The sequence below is a fragment of the Flavitalea flava genome, assembly GCF_054461575.1.
In genome coordinates this window covers 142976-161261 of record NZ_JBTLQH010000011.1, presented here as the reverse complement: position 1 = coordinate 161261, position 18286 = coordinate 142976, and the positions used below count along the sequence as shown (strand labels likewise).

Genomic DNA, 18286 nt, shown 5'->3' with positions numbered 1-18286 from the left:
AATTTATATTTAGGTCCTTAAGCCATCACATGAAAATCACAACCCTTATTTTTAGTTTGTTTTGGATCTGTCCTGCCACACTTACCATTAATAACAGCCCTTTCATCCAGGAATCTTTAACCATTCAAATACCCTGGGTACCCGTTCCGCAAATTATCAATAATAAACAGTACCTCGTATACGAGATCCGACTGACTAATATTACTCAATTGGCTATACAACTAAAAAGCATAACAATCACTGATGCCAGCTCTGGAAAAAAGATCAGACAATTCGAGGGAAATTCAATAGAGGAGAGATTGTCCATCATCGGAAATAAACCCGGGGAGGCCAATGCAAAGTTTATTAAATCGGGTCAACATGCACTGTTTTATCTGGAATATGAGATCGACAACGATCAACAACCGCTACCCCTTAAACACCAGTTCACTTATTCTTTTAAAGATCCACAGGAGCAAACGGACAAATCCTCAACCATCGATGGGCCTGCCATAACGATACTTAAAAAAGCTCCCATCCATCTTTCGGCTCCCCTGCGCGGAGGGCCATGGATTGCCATTTATAATCCTTCCTGGTCCCGGGGTCACCGGCGCGTTGTCTATTCTACCGATGACCATCCCCGGATCCCTGGACGTTTTGCCATTGACTGGGTCAAACTGAATGAACAAGGGAAATTTGCAGCGGGCGACGAAGACATCGTATCCAATGCCTTCGGTTATAATGAGGATGTGCTGGCCGTGGCCAGTGCAATAGTGGCATCCATGCGCGATAGTATAAAAGAGAGTACGACTGTTTCAGGAAATGGTCCGCATACCCCGGAAGAGGCAAGTGGTAATTATGTTGCGCTGGATCTGGGAGATCATCATTATGTATTCTACGAACATTTAAGACTGGGTAGTATCCGCGTAAAAAAAGGCGATCATGTAGTAGTCGGACAGGTTATTGGAAAATTAGGGTTTACCGGGGATTCCTCCGGCCCTCATCTGCATTTACATATGGCTGACAATAATTCTCCTTTAGGGGCAGAAGGGCTTCCCTTCGTATTGGATCATTTTACTGTTCTTGGGCAATATGAAGATCTATCCAAACTCGGAAAAGAAAGATGGGTATTGCCCGCATCCGATGAACCGGAAAAAAGGGACCATGAATTTCCCGCACAGTGTACAGTCGTAAAATTTTAACATTTTGTTTTTGGGGAACTATTACCCGTATTTGTTTCCCGAAGCCTTCGTTAAAAATAATCTCAGCACAAAAGCACCTAAGGATCAGTGAAATGGATGCTCAGGGAGGTGGCATAGCTTTTGAATATCCTATCCTGTCGACATTCCTACATATAATTACAATTGAACTCAGTATGAAAAAGTATCTAAGCATTATAGTATCGATGGCTTTTATTATCGCAGCCATTCCGGTCAGCGCGCAACTACGAAAAATACCCGCACCGGTCACCACTGCCTTTGAGGCAAAATATCCGGGGGCAACCCAGGTAGAATGGAAAGATCAATTGACTGATTTCAAGGCAACCTTTACCTCTTCCGATAATACCAAATGCGAAGCAAAATTTAGCAGCAAGGGCGTTTGGAAAAAAACAGAACAGCAAATAACAGAACCATCCCTCCCTTCTGCGGTCAGGAATGGTTTCGCCAAAAGCAAGTATTCTGAATGGAAAGTTAAAGACACTTATATCCTGCATTCTTCCGACAAGGCCGTTCAATACCATATTGTTGTCGCTAAAAGCGATATCGATAAAAAGCACCTGCTGTTCAACAGTCATGGGAAGATGTTAAAGGATAATTTTACGCTTTAGCTGTAATAGATAAAGACCGAAAAGAATCTATATAACAACATTTAAATAGTTAACATAAGTCCGGGCATATACTAAGAGTATCTCACTCAGGGTATGTACCCGGGCTTTTTTTGTATACGAATTTCAAAAACCGTTAAAAAATTCAAACCTTCCACCGGAAAGTACGACACCGCCGTTGGTGCATTTCCGCTAAATAAAAATTAGGGTACTACGTATTTTTGGACCCGATGAAAAGTTTAACTATTTTAATTATCGCCGCTTCTCTTGCTGGTATATCTGGAACCTTTACAGGATGTAGAAAGGAAACCAAAAAGGCATGCAGGCTAACCGGAGCGACACCCGTCCCGTCAGGGGCTCCCTTTCTTATATCCTATAACCGTGACGGCAGGATAGAAAGAGTTATTAATGGTGTCAGCACGATAACCTTCGACTACAATCCGGGAACGAGTACAAACATTGCTGTAACACAGGATACCGGTGTCTTTGTCAACAAAAAGACGATTACCGTAAATGCTGCAGGATTGGCTACCCATGTCCGGACCGAAAATGATTTTGCAGGCACAGCCTGGACGGATGATATCTATGAATACAATGGGGAAGAGCTTACCAGATCGATCAGCACCTCTTCGGAGACGAATACGGCATCGATCATCACTTTTACCTGGTCGAATCATAATATGATTTCAGAGACGACAGGATCAGCTACGGTGCCTTTTGATTATTATCAGGACAAGCCCAGGCAGGCAGGCGATTATTTGAACCTTGTTCAAATTGTTCAGGGCTATGAGGTTTTTCGGACTAAAAACCTGCTGAAATCGATTAGCGGCGCTACCATAACCTATGGATTTGGGTCCGATGGTTATATCTCTTCCCTTTCTACCGGGGCCGGAGCCACCAGCTCGTCTATATTTTACCAATACGATTGTGATCAGTGAAAATCGATCATTAACAGCATTCAACTATTCAATAAATGGCCTTCTCGATAAGCCAGTGATGCCCGAAGGGGTCGGCTACCATTCCCTGCCGGTAGCCATAATCATAATCCTGAACCGGGCTGACTTCTTTGGCGTTTGCAGCAACCGCCTTTTTTATCAGCGCATCGGGATCTGTTACAAATAATCCGATGATACAGGTACTTCCTTTAAAGGTTCCGGGACTGAAGAGACTGTTATGTGGCGTTTCCTGACGCAGGTGAAACAAGGCCCCTTCAATCGATAATTCTGCGACATGCACAGTTCCGTCATCGTTACTCCATCTCCGGAGTTCAAGAGCTCCAAAAGCTTTTATATAAAACGCAATGGCAGCAGCGCCATCGATAACGCATAACTGGGGCGCGAAAAAGGCCTGACCGAACTTGGGTGTTTGTTCCATAAAATTGATTTAAGGTTTATTCATAAGCCCGGTACAAACTATACAACACTTTTTTATCCGGGTCTCCCCAGGTACGTAAAGTATCCTGCTCAAAATGTCGTTTGAAAGCCTGAGCGGCTGCACTACTGTCCCGTGTATCATAACCGATAAGCCGAAGCGCCGTCAGGCTGTTAAAATTATCAGGAACGGAAATACCCGTTGTATCGGTATACCAAAGCCCGAATCCCTTGTCTGCCAGCTCATGCCAGGGGAACAGGGAACTGGGATCGTTCTTTCGGGTTGGCGCTATATCCCCATGACCGATAAAATTGGCGGAGGGTATATTGTAGGACGTTTTTAACCTGGTCAGCAAATGCAGGAGGCTGATGATCTGGGGACCGGAGAAAGGTTCGAATCCATTATTGTCCAGTTCGATACCGATAGAAATAGAATTGATATCCGTTATATTTCCCCATTTGCTTATTCCGGCCTGCCAGGCCCTTAAATAATCGTTCAGCATATGATGGACAGTTCCGTCCTTGCAAATCACGTAATGAGCGCTGACCTGGGTACGGGTCAGGGTAAAGGTTTGCAGGGTCTGCGGGCAATTGTTCTGGGCGGTATGATGAATGATCACAAAATTCGGTTTGCGCAGATTAAAATTGGTCGTACCTACCCAATAGGGTGCTGCCGGAACAGAGTCTGCGCCGGTAGTCAGCGGGGTTTGTCTGATCTCCCGGGCAAACTGTTTGGCCTGGTCCTTATAGGCCTTATTGGTCGCCTTATAGGGATTCGGGGTACATCCGGATAACAGGATCAGCAGACAGGTAAAGGAGACGGAATTCTTCATAAGTATATTATTCAAAAGAAAGCCCTTTTGGGGCTTTCAAATATACGAATTTGTCTCCTGACCTGATTCAGGCCGACTATCTTGCTTTTTTGCGTTATTTAGCTTTTACATTGATAGACATTCTTCTGTTCAACGCGCGGCCACTGGCCGTCCCATTATCACCGACCGGAAATTTGGGTCCGTATCCCTCAGCACCGGTGAGTTGAGCAGCCTTAGCCCCGAATTCCTTTAATTTTGCCAATATGTTATCGGCTCTTTCCCGGGACAGACGCAGATTGGCCGTTGAATCCCCGGTATTGTCCGAATAGCCGCCGATCTTAATTTTTGCTTTTGGGAACGCATCGAGAATAGCAACGATATTTTTCAATTGCCTGTCGGATTCCAGCAACAGACTGGAACTATTGCTGGCAAAACCGATCTGGCTAAAGTCGAACCAATTGCCTTTCTTCTTATCCAGCTTTGCAGTTGGATCCTTTAGAAAATTAACCAACCGGTCTTCCGTTCCACCCTGGTAGGCGTCTAAAACTTTTCCATTGGGCAAGGTTACTTTAATGGTTGGAGAAACAACCGTATCCCTGCCTGCCGTTGCAGGAGCAGGATTTGCAGGAGCCGGATTCGACACCACCGTATCAGCTGGGCTGACCGGAGCCGTTACCTCGGTATTTCCGCAGGAACGATAAATGAAAAAGAAGAGTACAGCCAGCAGCAAAATAGTTCCCAGAATATAAAGAAGTGAATTTTTTCGAACCCCTTCAGCTTTTTCCCAGGGATAATGATGAATGCCCAGGGCTGTCTTTACCTGCAAGGCTGCCGGGACGGCATGAACGATGCTGTCGGATTGAGATTTTAGCCAGAGGGCAAGTCCACCGCTGTCCACGTTGGAATGGGTCAGATGCCGGCCGATCGCATCGAGAGAGGCAAAGCTGGCTATGGCTGTAATAAAGGAGGCGGAAGGAATACTGATACCCGAATAACGGCCGATCTCCTGGATCACCGCATCAGTGCGTGGGGTAAGCAAGGCCCGGGCGAAATCTGTTCCTTTATTCAGCAGCAGGCTGCCCGTCATCAGGCCACCTGTACTGATGCTCAATTCATGCAGCTGTCCAAAAAAATCACTGCCGGTTGCCTGTCTGGCAAGATCCGCCACTTTCGTAGCGCCTTCAGGAAAATAAGCCTTATATAAGACATCATTCAATATCATGGGAATGGCTCCATGAATGGCCTTTTGAACATTGCCTTCGGGCTCACCGAGCAATAACGAAAACTTTGTAATAAGGATATCCGTGAAAACTGATTTGACTGAGTCGATTAATGCACTTGACATAACGATTGTTATTTTAAGGATGTATGAAACGGGGGGAAAGACGTTAACCTAGTCTATAACCATGCCACAGAGGGATAAGGAAAAACCTGCTGTTTTTCAGGTAACTATATAGGTGATTATATCACCTGCGGATAAATACTCAAAGATCATTGAGGTAATAATTCCACAGGTATGCCCCGTCAGGGTTAATCAAAAATGTAACACGGGATGTATCATAAACGAACAATTAAAAAAAAATCATATATATATTTAAGTTGTTTTAAAACAATTACACAAAGGCATTGTCTTAGCGGTATATATAAGTATCGTACCGTTAAGTATTATACCGTATTGGCAGTAAATAAGTACCATAAATGGAAGTACATGATAAAGAACCATTTTAAGATCGCCTGGCGGGGTCTGATCCGTCATAAGACCTTTTCGGCGATCAATATTTCGGGAATGGCATTGGGAATGGCCTGCAGCCTGCTCATCCTGTTATGGGTCCGGGACGAGCGCGGCGTGGATGGCTTTCACGTCAATGGCGGACAACTATACCAGGTATACGAACGTCAGTATTTTGATGGCAGGGTGGAAGCCAGTTATCCGACACAAGGTTTATTAGCCGGAGAGTTGAAAAAGGTGATCCCCGAAATCCAATATTCCAGCAGCCTGGAATGGAATACCATCAATACATTTGAAGCAGCCGGTAAAACGGATAAGATGACGGGATCCTTCGCCGGAGCTGACTTTTTCACGATGTTCAGTTATCCTTTATTGCTGGGGAACAAACAGACCGCGCTGAGCACCCTGGAAGGGGTTGCGATTTCCCGCAAGATGGCCGAGCATTTTTTTGGAAGCGTGCAAAAGGCGATCGGACAAACCATCCGCTATGAGAACAGCGATAATTTTACCATAACGGCGGTGTTTGAAAACTTACCGGCAAATTCTTCCCTGCAGTTCGATTTTTTGAGGAGCTGGCTGGCCTTCGAAAAAGAAAATGCCGATTGGATCCAGCATTGGGGAAATACCGATGCGCCCACCTTCGTCCAGCTCCGTAAAGATGCCGATCCGGTTAAAGTGGAGGCCAGGATCAGGGATTTCATTTACCGGTATCAGGGAAAAAGCAAAGGAATTGCAATAGAACTGGGTCTTCAGCCCTATCCTGAAAAATATCTTCACTCCGTGTTTAAGAATGGACGGATCAGCGGAGGCAGGATAGCCTATGTACGTCTTTTTAGTATCGTAGCCGTTTTTATCCTGCTGATCGCCTGTATCAATTTTATGAATCTCGCCACCGCCCGCTCTGCCAAACGGGCAAGGGAAGTGGGCGTTCGCAAAGTTGTCGGAGCCAGCCGTCTGACCTTAATGATGCAGTTCATCGGAGAGGCCATACTGCTCACTTTCCTGGCGATAGTTGCCGCCGTTTTACTGGCCAATGCATTATTACCGCTGTTTAACGACCTGACCGGGAAACAATTATCCCTGCCCGCCGGGGAACCTTTTTTCTGGGTCATGTTGCTGGGATTGCTCGTGGTAGCGGGTTTTGTTGCAGGAAGTTATCCTGCCCTGTTCCTCTCTTCGCTGAATCCCGTCCGGGTATTAAAAGGCAGTCTCAGGTTTGGATGGAAGTCTGTCTATTTCCGGAAAGGACTTGTCGTCTTTCAATTTGTGTTATCTGTATCCTTGATCGTGGCCATGATCGTGATCTACCGGCAGGTAAATTATATACAAACGAAAAATCTCGGTTATGACCGTGAAAATCTTGTGTATATTCCTCTGGAGGGCGAGTTACTGCAAAAATATACGCTCTTCAAAGAGGAGGCGCATAAAATACCGGGTATCCTGGAACTGTCGAAGATCAGGCAATCTCCGACCGGGCTGGGTAATCATACCGGCGATATCCGTTGGGCGGGAAAAGACCCCGTTCTGGTAGCCTCTTTTGTCAATACGGTAGTCGGTTATGATTTTGTAAAGACAATGCATATTACCCTGGTTCAGGGGCGTGATTTTTCACCCGCCTTTGGAACGGATTCGGCCAGCTTTATCCTGAACGAAACGGCTCTTCGAAAGATCGGGTATTCTGATCCGTTAGGCAAGCCGTTATGGTGGGGTAACCATGAGGGGAAAATAATCGGCATTATAAATGATTTTCATTTTACCTCCATGCACCAGGCCATCGAACCATTGATCATCCGGCTTGATGAGGCCCGTCCCTGGGGCACCATGCTGGTCCGGATACAAGCCGGGAAAACCAGGGAATCCCTTTCGGGCCTGGAAAAATTAGCCAAAACCCTGAACCCCAAATTTCCATTCACGTATCAATTTTCCGATGAGGAATTCGCCAGGTTGTACAGGAGCGAGCAGGTAGTCAGCAAACTATCCAATCTCTTCGCCTTTCTGGCCATTTTTATCTCCTGCCTGGGTTTGTTCGGACTGGCTATGTTCACGACAGAACAACGCACCCGGGAGATCGGCGTACGCAAAGTCTTAGGCGCATCCGTACAAAATATCATTACCCTGCTGTCGGGTAATTTTTTAAAACCGGTTATGTTGGCCATTCTTATCGCCTTCCCCCTGTCCTGGCTGGCCATGAACCAATGGCTGCAGGACTATGCCTATAAGGCGGATATCACCTGGTGGATTTTTGCAGTGGCGGGTCTGCTGACCATCGCCATAGCCTTAATAACCGTATGTTTTCAAAGTATCAAAGCGGCTATCAGGAACCCGGTAAAAAGTATAAGAACGGAATAAAGATCAAACAGAATAACGTTCAAGGGAAGGCGGATAACCTTCAAGGGAAGGCCTTCTTTTTTTAATACCTTGAATCCCCTAGTTTTGATATATGGTTAGCGAGATGATACGGACAACTTTACCGGATCCATTATCCAAGAAGCGGGCAGTCAGTAAGCATACGATGATCTGCGCCTATACGACCGGCAGGTACAGATACCCCGTGCATCAAACCCCATATTTGCTGGTAGCCAATCAATTCAATCCCGGAAATTACCAGGTAAACAAACAACCCGCATACCTTTCAGACAAAAGCTTTTTATTCCTCAATCCCGGCGATAACCTGGAAATTGACTTTCCTACCCCAAAACCAAGACAAACCTGGTTGTTGCAATTCGACACTGACCTGGTAAAAAATATCCTTCAGGCCAATCTATCCTCCGATCGACAATTATTAGATGCCCATTACCCCGAAAAAGCCCTGGAATTCTATATCCCTGCTCTTCCTTTTTATCTGAACGATCCGATCCGCCAAAAGCTCGATCAGATCAAGGCCTTGTCACTGCTTAGGCTCACTGATGATCAGGTTGACGGTCCGCCGGACGGTCCACAAGACGGTCCCTCCGATAATCAGCTTGATGATCCGCTCGTTAGTCCGTTAGATAGTCCGCTTGACGGTCTGGTAACGGATCTTTTCTCCGATTTTCTTCTGCTTCATCGGGATACAGCCAGACAGATCAGCAGGATAGGATCTGTAAAAAAAGCTACCCGCGAAGAATTATACAAAAGACTGACCATGGCCAAAGAGTATATGGAAGACCATAGCTGTGGACAGGTGACGATCGCAGAAATAGCCAGCCATGCCTGTCTGAACCGTTTTCATTTCCTGCGCAGTTTTAAAACATTATTTGGCACTACCCCTCATCAGTATATTATCAAACTCAAACTGGAGCAGGCGCATCATTTTTTAAATGAAAAAAGATATACTGTCAGCGAAGTATGCTCGATGGTAGGTTTTGAAAGCGTTGGGACCTTCAGTAATCTGTATAAAAGACGGTTTGGCGCATCCCCATCCAAACAGATGCCTTAAAATAGACGATCATGGCTCCGATGCTTCGCAAGCTAATAAAGCAAAAAAACATTCTCCGGTAAATTGTCAATTTTGAATAAGCCCTTATCGGGGGGGCCGTGTAGTTTTGCCTTATGAAAGGATTTCTATTATTCAACTTGTTGGTGGCCCTCGTTCCCGGGGCCTGTCATAATCAATTAAATCATACCATGGATAACCAAAACAATGGAAACTTTCAGGCCGAAAGAATAACCAAAACCGCAACGATAGTATTAAACGGTCCAATCGATACGGTTTTCCCGCTTTTCGGGGCATTTGAAGAAAAAAAATGGGCGGAAGGCTGGAACCCTGTTCCCCTTTTTCCTTTATCGGAGACGATGGCAGAAGGCATACTTTTCAAGACCGCAGGACATATCCATTACGAAACGGAAAATATCTGGGTCGTCTCGAAATACCAACCTGCGGATCACCTGGTTCAGTATACCGTTATCGCACCGGGCAGATTCCAGACGATCACCATTACCTGTGCAGCAGCAACTGCCGGAACTCCAGGTTCCGCAACCCGGGCAACGATCACTTACACCTTTACAGGACTCAATGAGACAGGTAATACTATAAGCAAACATCTTATTACAAAAATGTATGCCATGAATTTGAAAGACTGGGAAGAGGCGATCAATAAGTATTTAACCAGGTGAACCAGTAGCTGTCAAGCTTTCTTCCCTTTAAGGTAAAGCGAGCAAAGGAGAAAGCGCATCTGCCCATACCTGGTATCCTTTATCCGTAGGATGCGTAAAATCCAGCATCATACCGGGAAGGAAACGGCCATCTGATCCCAGCAAGCCGGGGCCAATGTCCAGGAAGATAAGTTTTTGCTCCCGGGCAAAATCTTTCAGCAAGCTGTTGATTCCGGCAATGAGGGTACGCCTGGGATTTGCCGGGTCCTGTTCCCTTGGGAAAATCGCCATCAGAACGATCTTTGTTCCCGGCACCTTGGAGCGCACCCGTTCGCAGATCTTGCGGATACCTTCTGCAATCTCGGGGGCCGTATTCATCCGCGCATTTTCTGTCTGGCTGGTATTATTGGTACCGATATCGATGACAACGATCCGTGGATGGAGTCCATCCAATTCTCCATGATCGAGACGCCACAGTACATTTTGGGTCCGGTCCCAGCCAAAACCAAGATTTAACACCCGGTAAGCATGGAACAGGGAATCCCATGACTTCGGTCCGTTTGGCATTCTGGGCTGGCCATTTTCATTTTTTAAGGCCGGCTGTCCTCCCCAGAAATGGGTGATGGAATTTCCGATGAGTACGATCTCCGGATTGACCGAGTCTTTAATACGCAGCACTTCGTCGTGTCGGTCCCACCAGTTATAACTATCATTTTCAAGTTTGGATACCGGTACAATGGCCGTATTGGCCAGGATCTCCGTATCCAGGGATTTGTCACCCATGAGTTGGGAGAGCAGAGGTTCCATAGCCTGCCCAGGCTTTGGCGCCTGCGGGGCTCGGGTGCAGCCAGTCGGGCATCAGGTCATGTTTAATAGTACCATCAAGGTTGAGGAAAACATGATTAACATCACAGTAAAAGACATTTTTTCGGTCTGCCAGTCTGGAAACGATATCCGAGGCCCTTTCCAGGATGGCCCTGTGAGAGGTGGGATTAGGTCCTCCGTAACATCCCGGGAAACAACGAAGGATAAGGATCTTTGCACCGGGAACCTTTCTGCGAACAAGAGTGACGATAGCTTCTATACCTCCCGCCAGCTCACCCGCCGTATGGCGTGTAGGATAATTCTTCTCATCGATATTGTTGGTGCCGATCTCCAATACCACGACTTTTGGCGATTGTCCTTCGAGCTCCCCGTTCTGAATATTCCACAGCAGATTCTCCGTGCGGTATCCGCTAAAACCAAGATTCACCGCATTACGCGGAGCAAAAAACTGTTGCCAGACAGGTTGGTATTCCGGTTTTTCAAAATTGTTGGTGATCGAATTTCCCAACATAATCAGATCGTATTTATGGCTGGCCACCAATTTCAGCTTTTCGCCATGCCGGTCCGGACTGTACCCGGCAACTGGGATGGCGGCAGGATTGGTGGCAGGATTGGGAGCAGGATTGGGAGCAGGGTTAGCGGCAGGATTGGGAGACGTAAAATTGTTTTCACCGGCCGATCCCAAAAATTGGGTTAGTTGTATAACCTGACTTGTAACACTATCGTTTAATAACCGGTATACCGCCTGGCCATCATACCCTTTCCACACTTTAACGTATTCGCTGCAACCAGTTATCCAGGAAGGGTTATTAATCGTGGACATGATTGCCAAAAGCCTTCCTTTCGGGTGAAGCGGCGGCATGATTGCCGGAATTACCGTCCCCGGAATAGTTTCGTCCAGGTTGGATGGAAAAAGAAGGATCTGATCATCCGGCTGCTCCTGATCGGCCAGCCGCTGAACCGTCCTTGCGGCCAGGTGACCACCGGAACTAATACCCATTATACCAAATCGCCCTCCATGTAAACCAAGACTATCGTAACCCGTTCGTAAAAGCCGGAAGGCCTTCAGTGTCTCCGACAAGGCCCTATCCAGGGTCCAGGCCCTGGGGAGAGTAGTCCGGGGTAATTGGGACTCCAAAAATTTACGGCCCGGGGCTTCCGGACCGACTGCAATAGAATAATCCAATATGGCAACATCAAACCCCAATTTATTCAGGAGTGGAACTGCATCATTTTCAGGCTGAGCTATCTGCAACATTACATATCCTCCACCGGGAATCAGCAGGATGGTTCCTTTCGGCGAACTGGAAGTCGTCCTCACCAGACGCAGCAGGGCGGCCTTACGGTTACGAACCGTGCCGTCTTTTTCAACCTTGTTTCCTTTTGTGAGAGCCTGCCCATTCAGGGATATATAGACTGCTTTGAGAGGATCGATCTTTTCATCAGGCCTTTGCCCGTAAGCCGAAATTAAACTCATAGAAAGGATCAGACTACCGGTCAGACCACGAAAAAAAATATTCATATGGAGGATGTTAATTTATCAGAGCATTGGTAATGCAATAACAAGTATACGTCATTTGTACAATTATTTAAATTAATTCTACTTTGTTTGGTGGAAAAGTATTTTTTTGGTTTATTCAAAATAAATTTACTTTTGATTCATCCTTGCAGGTAACCGATCCCGTTACCGATAACCTAATCGTTTTCAAAGAAGCTAAACTTACTTCCCGCTTATCAACGTAAACTAAATTTTAAATTGATATAATCGCCTTGCGCGCGCAGGTTAGATTATATGGATTTTACTATCAAGAACAATGTATGGGTCATCGATGACGGATGCCCCATAAGGATTAGTATGTGCAGTATATTTCATTAATCGATTTTTAAACAAGTAGTATGGAAAAGGAAATGGTTTTAGAACAAATAGATAAGTATATCGACCCGTTCAGTGATTTTTGATTTAAACTTTTGTTTGGGAGTGAACCCAACAAAGATCTGTTGATTAGTTTTCTTAACGCCTTATTTAAAGGGAAGAAAGTGATCATTGACCTGGCTTATAATAAAAATGAAGTGCAGGGTCCATTAAAGAATTCCCGCAAATCTGTATATGATCTAACCTGTACCGGGCAGGATGGAGAACAATTTATCATCGAGATCCAGCGGGCAAAACAAAAATTCTTTAAGGACAGGGCCGTATTTTACACGTCAACCCTTATCCAGGAACTGGGGCAAAAAGGAACAGACTGGAATTTCGAGTTAAAAGAAGTATACCTGGTTGCCTTGATGGAGTTCTGTTTTGACGACACGGAACCGGAGAAATATCTTCACCAGGTATTTCTTACCGAGGCAGAGACCTGTAAGACGTTTTACGATAAACTAGGTTATATCTTTATAGAGTTGCCGAATTTTAATAAGGCGGAACAGGAGCTGGAAACTGATCTTGACCGATGGTTGTTTGTTTTCAAAAATATGAGTAAATTGCATGAGGTTTCGGCCTTTTTAAGAAAACCGATTTTTGAAAAATTATTCAGCGTTGCAGCAGTTTCTAATTTATCAAAGGAGGAATATATGCAATACAGCAAAAGCCAGTGGGAAAAATGGGATAAATACGCCACCTTACAGTATGCCAAAGATGAGGGGTTTGAGGCAGCCAATATCAAAACGATAAAAAATATGATATTGAAAGGGAAAAATACGGTTTCTGAAATTGCAGATATTGTCGAAGTTCCCGAGGCCTTTGTCCAAAAAATAAAAGATTCCTTGCAGTAATATATCTGCCTTACAATAATATAAGGTGGGGCGATCAGTCCCACCTTATATTAAAATCACAAAACATACACTCCACGTAAATTCAACAACAAGGCTGAATCATTATTCAGCGTTGCAGCAGTTTCTAATTTATCTAAGGAAAAATATATGAAATATAGCAAAAGCCAGTTGCAAAAATGGGATGAATACGCCACCTTACAGTATGCCAAAGATGAAAGCTTTCGGGAAGGATATAAGGAAAGCTTTCGGGAAGGATATAAGGAGGGGTTTAAGGAAGGGTTTAAAGAAGGGTATAAGAAGGGACGTGAAGAAGCCCAAATCAAAATAATAAAAAAATTGATTTTAGCAGGAGAAAAAACGGTTTCTGAAATTGCAGACTTTGTCGAAGTTCCCGAGGCCTTTGTAGAAAAAATAAAAGCATCCATGCCCAATCCGGGAATCTAAAAATCACAAGCCTCCGAAGGATTCAACCCTTCCTGATCTACTGCCCGCTTCGCCTTAAGATTGCCCTTTTTTGAGGTACTATAGGTAATCACCCATATACTGTCGTAATCCTTGCCTTCCCAATGCAGATGATCATCTTTCACACCCAAAGCGACGGCGATATCGGGAATATTCCCGTGTTCCCATACCACCAGGACGATGCCGGTCTTTTTCAGTATCTCGGCAGCAAGACCGGATGTCTGATTTACTTCATATTTCGAATTCACCGGAAGCCCATCCTGCACCGCAAACGGCACGACCGTTTGAAACATGCGGGCATGCCCCGTGGATTTGTGGGTGGAGAGCGAAGGCACATAGATAAAAGAAGGCTTCTTAAATTTACTATTTAATACATGGGGCAGTAACAATGCCCTATGAAGCCCCTTGCAGGAAAGATTATCTGTTGCATCATTTTTTTCACCATGCCGGATGATCACCACGGTCAACGCTTCGGATTGTGCATAAGCCGGAAGAAGACTGGAGAGACAAACAAGGATAAGTAGTAAATATTTCATGGAACAATTTAACCTAAAAAAAGGTTTACTTCATTTTGGCTTCGTTAAAATTTTGAATTCTTTCCCAAATTGGTTAACTTACTAAAACAGGAGGCCGGTATATGAAACCTGGTAATGCCTCCGCCAAATGCCGCAGATTTTAAAATGCAACGGCTTGTCATCCATTTTCGAACCAGCGCACAAGGACCATCCATGCGAAGTGTAGAGCTGCGTAACGGATCGAATACAGAATTTACCCTTCCCACCCTGCTCAGGGGAGACTATACCACCAGGACAACCGACAAACCGGATGCCTCTGCCAATGCCTGGTCATGGCCGCTCCCCGTACGCGTGGGTTCGACCTCAGTACTTCGTCTGGGTATCACCTTCCCCGGAGGCATCGATAGCAAGATCAATCCCGGCGAATTCATTATTACCTCAGTCGAAGTTTATTTTGCGCCAAAATCCAAAAATTAACGCTCTGTTTACAAACTGATCTTCACCGCCCTTCACAGATCTTATATCACTTGTACATCTTCTCCAATCCATCCTTCATGATATCCGGCAAATTCAATTGCCCTTTCAATAGCTTAAAAAATTGTTTGTCGTCGGCAACCGTTAACGGATCGAGACGAATGGGCAGGACAGGTAAATCTTTTTTTGGAGATAGTTTCGCCGCAAACTTTGCGGAAGCGAGAGGTTCCGCCGTTGAAGGAGGATCACCCGGCAAATGGGGCCTGACGGATTCTCCTTCCCCTTCATCATGATCGAGTACCAGGTACCATTGCGGTTTCTGCACCAGTTTCTTTTTTTCTTCCGGTACAAAAAATTTAGCATTAGCCGGTCCCGTTATGGCTTTTAAGGGAGGCAAATTTTTACCGATATCCTTCAGGTTCTTTAGCCCTTTTTTTAGTTTGGATTCCGCAGCCGCAAGGGTCAGTTGACTGACCACAGGATCCTCCGTATCCTGGCTCAGGTTTAACAGCCGGTCCGCCCCGCCGATCTTACGCTGCTCGGTCGATACACCAAATTTTTGCATTAAGGGAATAGTGCCAAAACGGGGAGTGCCATTAATGACAACCAGGTTTATTTTGTTTTCGGCGGCATTCAGCAACAGCTGGTAAGGGTCTTTGGTTACGCCTTCGATCAGGAGAAGATCGGCCAGTTTGCCTTTTTCCACGGTACCCAATAACTTATCCCAGCGAATAATTTTTGCAGGATTTTTAGTAGCCAGGCAGATAAGTTCATAATCGGAAAAAATATTGCCGTTAGCCGCGCTATACAGCTTGGCTACTTTTAATTCCCCAAAAAGATTTTTGCTGCCGGAAGGCGACCAATCCGAGCCCAGGCCAATGGTAATCCCGCTATCTTTGGCCGCCTTTATTTCGGCGGTTTTGCCATACAGCAACAGATTACTTAGCGGGGACCAGATCATAGAGGCGCCTTTCTCTTTCATAATTTCATAATCTTCCGCTTGCAGGGCGACACAATGAATACCTGTCAAGGCCTCCGTGATCGCCCAATTATCCTCATCGATCTTTAGAGATTCAAACGCTTTATGGGCAAGTGCATTCGTCCCTTCACTGAGATGCAGCAGCAGACAGGATGTCTTTTTTAAATGGGCTAAAAAATGTGTGGCGTCTTTGGCAGCGATATCCGGAATATGTGCATCCACCCTGGGAAGTTCGTGATCTTGCGTATCCTCGACATTACGGACGATGCCGCGGTAATATTTTCTGATCCCGCTATTGCTGAACAGCATAACCCCCTGTGAGGTAGTAACCCCGGCAACCAGGCATTTGCATTCCACATAACGAACGATGGCTTCCACATAACCCGGCGTTTTCCCAAGGGCCTTCATAGGTCCACTGATCAATTGTTTGTACTCATCTATCCCGGCCCATTTTGACCGGTCGCCATAGGTCTTTGGAACATTCCAAAGAGGAAGACAATTATAACTGAGGTGATTATGGAGTTCGATCAGGCCGGGGAAAATAGTACACTTTGTTTTATACACCGGCAGCTCTTTCATTTCCGGAGGAACGGGGTCCCCTTCTTTCAGAACAGCAATGATCTTCCCTTTGCTGATATACACGATCCCATTGTCGATTATATCGTCAGCGGACCGCATGGTTACGATCCGGCCGTTTAAACCATAAGAAGGGCTTTCCAGAGGATCTATTGGAGTAACTTTCATGGAGGTAACTGGCATATTCATTTTTTAGGAGTTTATCTTTGGCGCTTTCCATTTCAGGGTATGCCGGTCATCCGGGCTGGGACGGCTGACACTATTCATACTCCGATGCGCCCTGAACCAGGTATCATGGCCAAACCAGTCCGGCATGCCGAAGGGCAGATCGAATCTTGGGATCGCAGCATAATCGCGCTCGATGAATTTGCTGCCGTAAAGCGGCAAATTATCTACAGCTCCGGCGTCCCTGGTAATAATAAGGCGCAAAGCAAGCACAACCTTGTTCCAGTCCGCCATCATTTTCTTTTGCGCACCCGGCGCCGTAGTGTGATAACTGGGGTGGAACGTATTGAATACCGGGGTCTTTTCAATACCCGTCCAAAGCCTGACCGCTTGTTGTGCCACCTCGCCGAAGGCCACAACGGCCTGAAGGTTTGGGGTTTTCAACATATCGAAAAGATTATTCCGCCAATCGGTGAGATCGGGCCGGGATAAGGTTTCGATTCCCTCGCTGAGATGACTGGGATAAAGGGCGTAGGCAAAACCATTTACACAGACATAGGAAGAAGTGAGGCCGATCTTGTTCAGGAATCCCTGAACACGCTGACCGGCATTCCCCACTAAAGTCCGGCAGGCGATCCGCTCGGTCGGACCCGGATCGGAGGCTACACAGATCACTTTGGCGCTGCCATCGAGGCGACCCCGGTAAAACACAGGGCCCCAATCGAACCAGAAATTATCTTTTACGGGCGTATAATCGGGAAGTGCGGCAAAATGCCGGGCAAATGCTGCAGGAGGTCCCGGGTCGAACAAATCCATAAAACATGGTTTTAATATGAACGAATCAATAAGACGCTTGGATCGATCTAATCGATTGAATCAACCAAATTGCTATAGTGAAACTAATCAGTTGAATACGGAAAGTTTATCCGAAAGGTTATAATTAAAGGGGGTAGCCCGGGTAGAAAAGTAGTTCCTGGTAGGTTACAAAAATAGGGTGTTCTGGTTTAATCGCCATAGGTAGAAACACGGTATTTCGCCCGTAGTGTGAATAATGTAATCTAATTCCTTAATGATGTAAGAGTTAGGGAGATTCTTACCCTTAATTTCGTTCCCGCGGCGGATGAATATAAATCTGTCCGCTCAAAAATTCATAGTATGACTATAACAAAAAATGCAGGTATCTGGATGGATCATGCAAGCGCCCACGTCATGGAATTCACCACCGACCCTATAACGACGACCTTGATTTCTTCCACCTTTAACCATGCGGAAAAAGAGAAAAGTTTGGGTAAGAGTGAGAACCTGTCGCATAACAAGGAGCAGCATGAACAAACGGCTTATTACAAAACACTGGGTGAAGTCGTCAAAAAATTCGATCATGTCGTTCTTTTCGGTCCTACGAATGCCAAAACGGAGCTTTTGAACCTCCTCAGGGCCGATCATCTTTTCGAAAAAGTAGTGATAGAAATCAAACCAGCCGAAAAGATGACGGAGAATCAACAACATGCCTTTGTCCGGGAGCATTTTTCCAAACACTGACCCGGACGCATAATCCAGCCCCTCAACCCATCATCCCCTTATCCGGCAATATAGATCAGCGTGGTCTGATTAGGCTCCTCTGCCCAGTGACGTAAGAATGCGCTGGTGACCGGTTCATAAATATCCTTCTCAGCCGCATTCAGGTTATCACGAATAGCTTTTCGCATACACCGTCATTTTCCCGATGAAAAAC

At 45.7% G+C, this 18286-nt stretch carries 19 protein-coding genes; 10 read left to right on the top strand and 9 right to left on the bottom strand.

The annotated features are described in order from the left end of the window. Positions 1 to 29: 29 nt before the first annotated feature. The 3 genes from ACX0G9_RS13105 to ACX0G9_RS13095 all read left to right on the top strand — a co-directional run bounded on the left by ACX0G9_RS13105 (position 30) and on the right by ACX0G9_RS13095 (position 2742). On the top strand, positions 30 to 1181 hold the full coding sequence (locus ACX0G9_RS13105; RefSeq protein WP_459065366.1) for a M23 family metallopeptidase: 1152 nt from the start codon (positions 30 to 32) through the stop codon (positions 1179 to 1181). Between the two features lie 173 nt (positions 1182 to 1354). Then, a complete protein-coding gene (locus ACX0G9_RS13100; RefSeq protein WP_459065365.1) occupies positions 1355 to 1807 on the top strand; it encodes a PepSY-like domain-containing protein in 453 nt (150 codons plus the stop codon). A gap of 227 nt (positions 1808 to 2034) precedes the next feature. Next, positions 2035 to 2742, top strand: coding sequence for a hypothetical protein (locus ACX0G9_RS13095; RefSeq protein ID WP_459065364.1), 708 nt, complete (start codon positions 2035 to 2037; stop codon positions 2740 to 2742). A gap of 28 nt (positions 2743 to 2770) precedes the next feature. Here ACX0G9_RS13095 and ACX0G9_RS13090 read toward each other — a convergent pair whose 3' ends face one another. The 3 genes from ACX0G9_RS13090 to ACX0G9_RS13080 all read right to left on the bottom strand — a co-directional run bounded on the left by ACX0G9_RS13090 (position 2771) and on the right by ACX0G9_RS13080 (position 5331). Next, on the bottom strand, positions 2771 to 3178 hold the full coding sequence (locus tag ACX0G9_RS13090; protein WP_459065363.1) for a VOC family protein: 408 nt from the start codon (positions 3176 to 3178) through the stop codon (positions 2771 to 2773). Between the two features lie 16 nt (positions 3179 to 3194). Further along, positions 3195 to 4007: an N-acetylmuramoyl-L-alanine amidase gene (locus tag ACX0G9_RS13085; protein ID WP_459065362.1), complete on the bottom strand. Its 813-nt coding sequence runs from the start codon at positions 4005 to 4007 to the stop codon at positions 3195 to 3197. A 94-nt stretch (positions 4008 to 4101) separates the two neighbouring features. Continuing rightward, on the bottom strand, positions 4102 to 5331 hold the full coding sequence (locus tag ACX0G9_RS13080; RefSeq protein WP_459065361.1) for an OmpA family protein: 1230 nt from the start codon (positions 5329 to 5331) through the stop codon (positions 4102 to 4104). 363 nt (positions 5332 to 5694) lie between these two features. Between ACX0G9_RS13080 and ACX0G9_RS13075 the strand changes: the two genes are divergently transcribed. The 3 genes from ACX0G9_RS13075 to ACX0G9_RS13065 all read left to right on the top strand — a co-directional run bounded on the left by ACX0G9_RS13075 (position 5695) and on the right by ACX0G9_RS13065 (position 9810). Beyond that, on the top strand, positions 5695 to 8064 hold the full coding sequence (locus ACX0G9_RS13075; protein ID WP_459065360.1) for an ABC transporter permease: 2370 nt from the start codon (positions 5695 to 5697) through the stop codon (positions 8062 to 8064). Positions 8065 to 8167: 103 nt separating this feature from the next. Continuing rightward, positions 8168 to 9133: a helix-turn-helix domain-containing protein gene (locus ACX0G9_RS13070; RefSeq protein ID WP_459065359.1), complete on the top strand. Its 966-nt coding sequence runs from the start codon at positions 8168 to 8170 to the stop codon at positions 9131 to 9133. A gap of 113 nt (positions 9134 to 9246) precedes the next feature. Next, positions 9247 to 9810 carry an SRPBCC family protein gene (locus ACX0G9_RS13065; protein ID WP_459065358.1) on the top strand — a complete coding sequence of 188 codons (564 nt, stop codon included), beginning with the start codon at positions 9247 to 9249 and terminating at the stop codon, positions 9808 to 9810. 27 nt (positions 9811 to 9837) lie between these two features. Here ACX0G9_RS13065 and ACX0G9_RS13060 read toward each other — a convergent pair whose 3' ends face one another. Both ACX0G9_RS13060 and ACX0G9_RS13055 read right to left on the bottom strand, forming a co-directional pair. Then, entirely contained in the window at positions 9838 to 10596 is a 759-nt protein-coding gene (locus ACX0G9_RS13060) for a GDSL-type esterase/lipase family protein (RefSeq protein ID WP_459065357.1), read from the bottom strand. Then, the gene (locus ACX0G9_RS13055; protein WP_459065356.1) at positions 10565 to 12136 is read right to left on the bottom strand and encodes a GDSL-type esterase/lipase family protein; all 1572 of its coding nucleotides are present in this window, start codon (positions 12134 to 12136) and stop codon (positions 10565 to 10567) included. The genes ACX0G9_RS13060 and ACX0G9_RS13055 overlap by 32 nt, the downstream gene beginning before the upstream one ends. Positions 12137 to 12582: 446 nt before the next feature. On the opposite strand from ACX0G9_RS13055, the gene ACX0G9_RS13050 reads away from it, so the two are divergent. Beyond that, positions 12583 to 13383 carry an Rpn family recombination-promoting nuclease/putative transposase gene (locus ACX0G9_RS13050; RefSeq protein ID WP_459065355.1) on the top strand — a complete coding sequence of 267 codons (801 nt, stop codon included), beginning with the start codon at positions 12583 to 12585 and terminating at the stop codon, positions 13381 to 13383. A gap of 147 nt (positions 13384 to 13530) precedes the next feature. Beyond that, positions 13531 to 13827: a Yae1 family protein gene (locus ACX0G9_RS13045; RefSeq protein ID WP_459065354.1), complete on the top strand. Its 297-nt coding sequence runs from the start codon at positions 13531 to 13533 to the stop codon at positions 13825 to 13827. Here the strand turns inward: ACX0G9_RS13045 and ACX0G9_RS13040 are convergent. Further along, positions 13824 to 14381, bottom strand: coding sequence for a histidine phosphatase family protein (locus tag ACX0G9_RS13040; RefSeq protein WP_459065353.1), 558 nt, complete (start codon positions 14379 to 14381; stop codon positions 13824 to 13826). The two genes, ACX0G9_RS13045 and ACX0G9_RS13040, sit on opposite strands and share 4 nt — an antisense overlap. 114 nt (positions 14382 to 14495) lie before the next feature. On the opposite strand from ACX0G9_RS13040, the gene ACX0G9_RS13035 reads away from it, so the two are divergent. Next, positions 14496 to 14837 (top strand): hypothetical protein, encoded by a 342-nt coding sequence (locus ACX0G9_RS13035; RefSeq protein ID WP_459065352.1) that lies wholly within the window; start codon positions 14496 to 14498, stop codon positions 14835 to 14837. Positions 14838 to 14883: 46 nt separating this feature from the next. Here the strand turns inward: ACX0G9_RS13035 and ACX0G9_RS13030 are convergent, their stop codons facing one another. Further along, positions 14884 to 16578 (bottom strand): amidohydrolase family protein, encoded by a 1695-nt coding sequence (locus tag ACX0G9_RS13030; RefSeq protein WP_459065351.1) that lies wholly within the window; start codon positions 16576 to 16578, stop codon positions 14884 to 14886. A 3-nt stretch (positions 16579 to 16581) separates the two neighbouring features. After that, positions 16582 to 17370: a uracil-DNA glycosylase family protein gene (locus ACX0G9_RS13025; RefSeq protein WP_459065350.1), complete on the bottom strand. Its 789-nt coding sequence runs from the start codon at positions 17368 to 17370 to the stop codon at positions 16582 to 16584. Between the two features lie 339 nt (positions 17371 to 17709). Here ACX0G9_RS13025 and ACX0G9_RS13020 point away from each other — a divergent pair, with 339 nt between their 5' ends. Next, the gene (locus ACX0G9_RS13020) at positions 17710 to 18093 is read left to right on the top strand and encodes a hypothetical protein (RefSeq protein WP_459065349.1); all 384 of its coding nucleotides are present in this window, start codon (positions 17710 to 17712) and stop codon (positions 18091 to 18093) included. A gap of 38 nt (positions 18094 to 18131) precedes the next feature. Here ACX0G9_RS13020 and ACX0G9_RS13015 read toward each other — a convergent pair whose 3' ends face one another. After that, positions 18132 to 18260: a hypothetical protein gene (locus ACX0G9_RS13015; RefSeq protein WP_459065348.1), complete on the bottom strand. Its 129-nt coding sequence runs from the start codon at positions 18258 to 18260 to the stop codon at positions 18132 to 18134. Positions 18261 to 18286 lie beyond the last annotated feature (26 nt).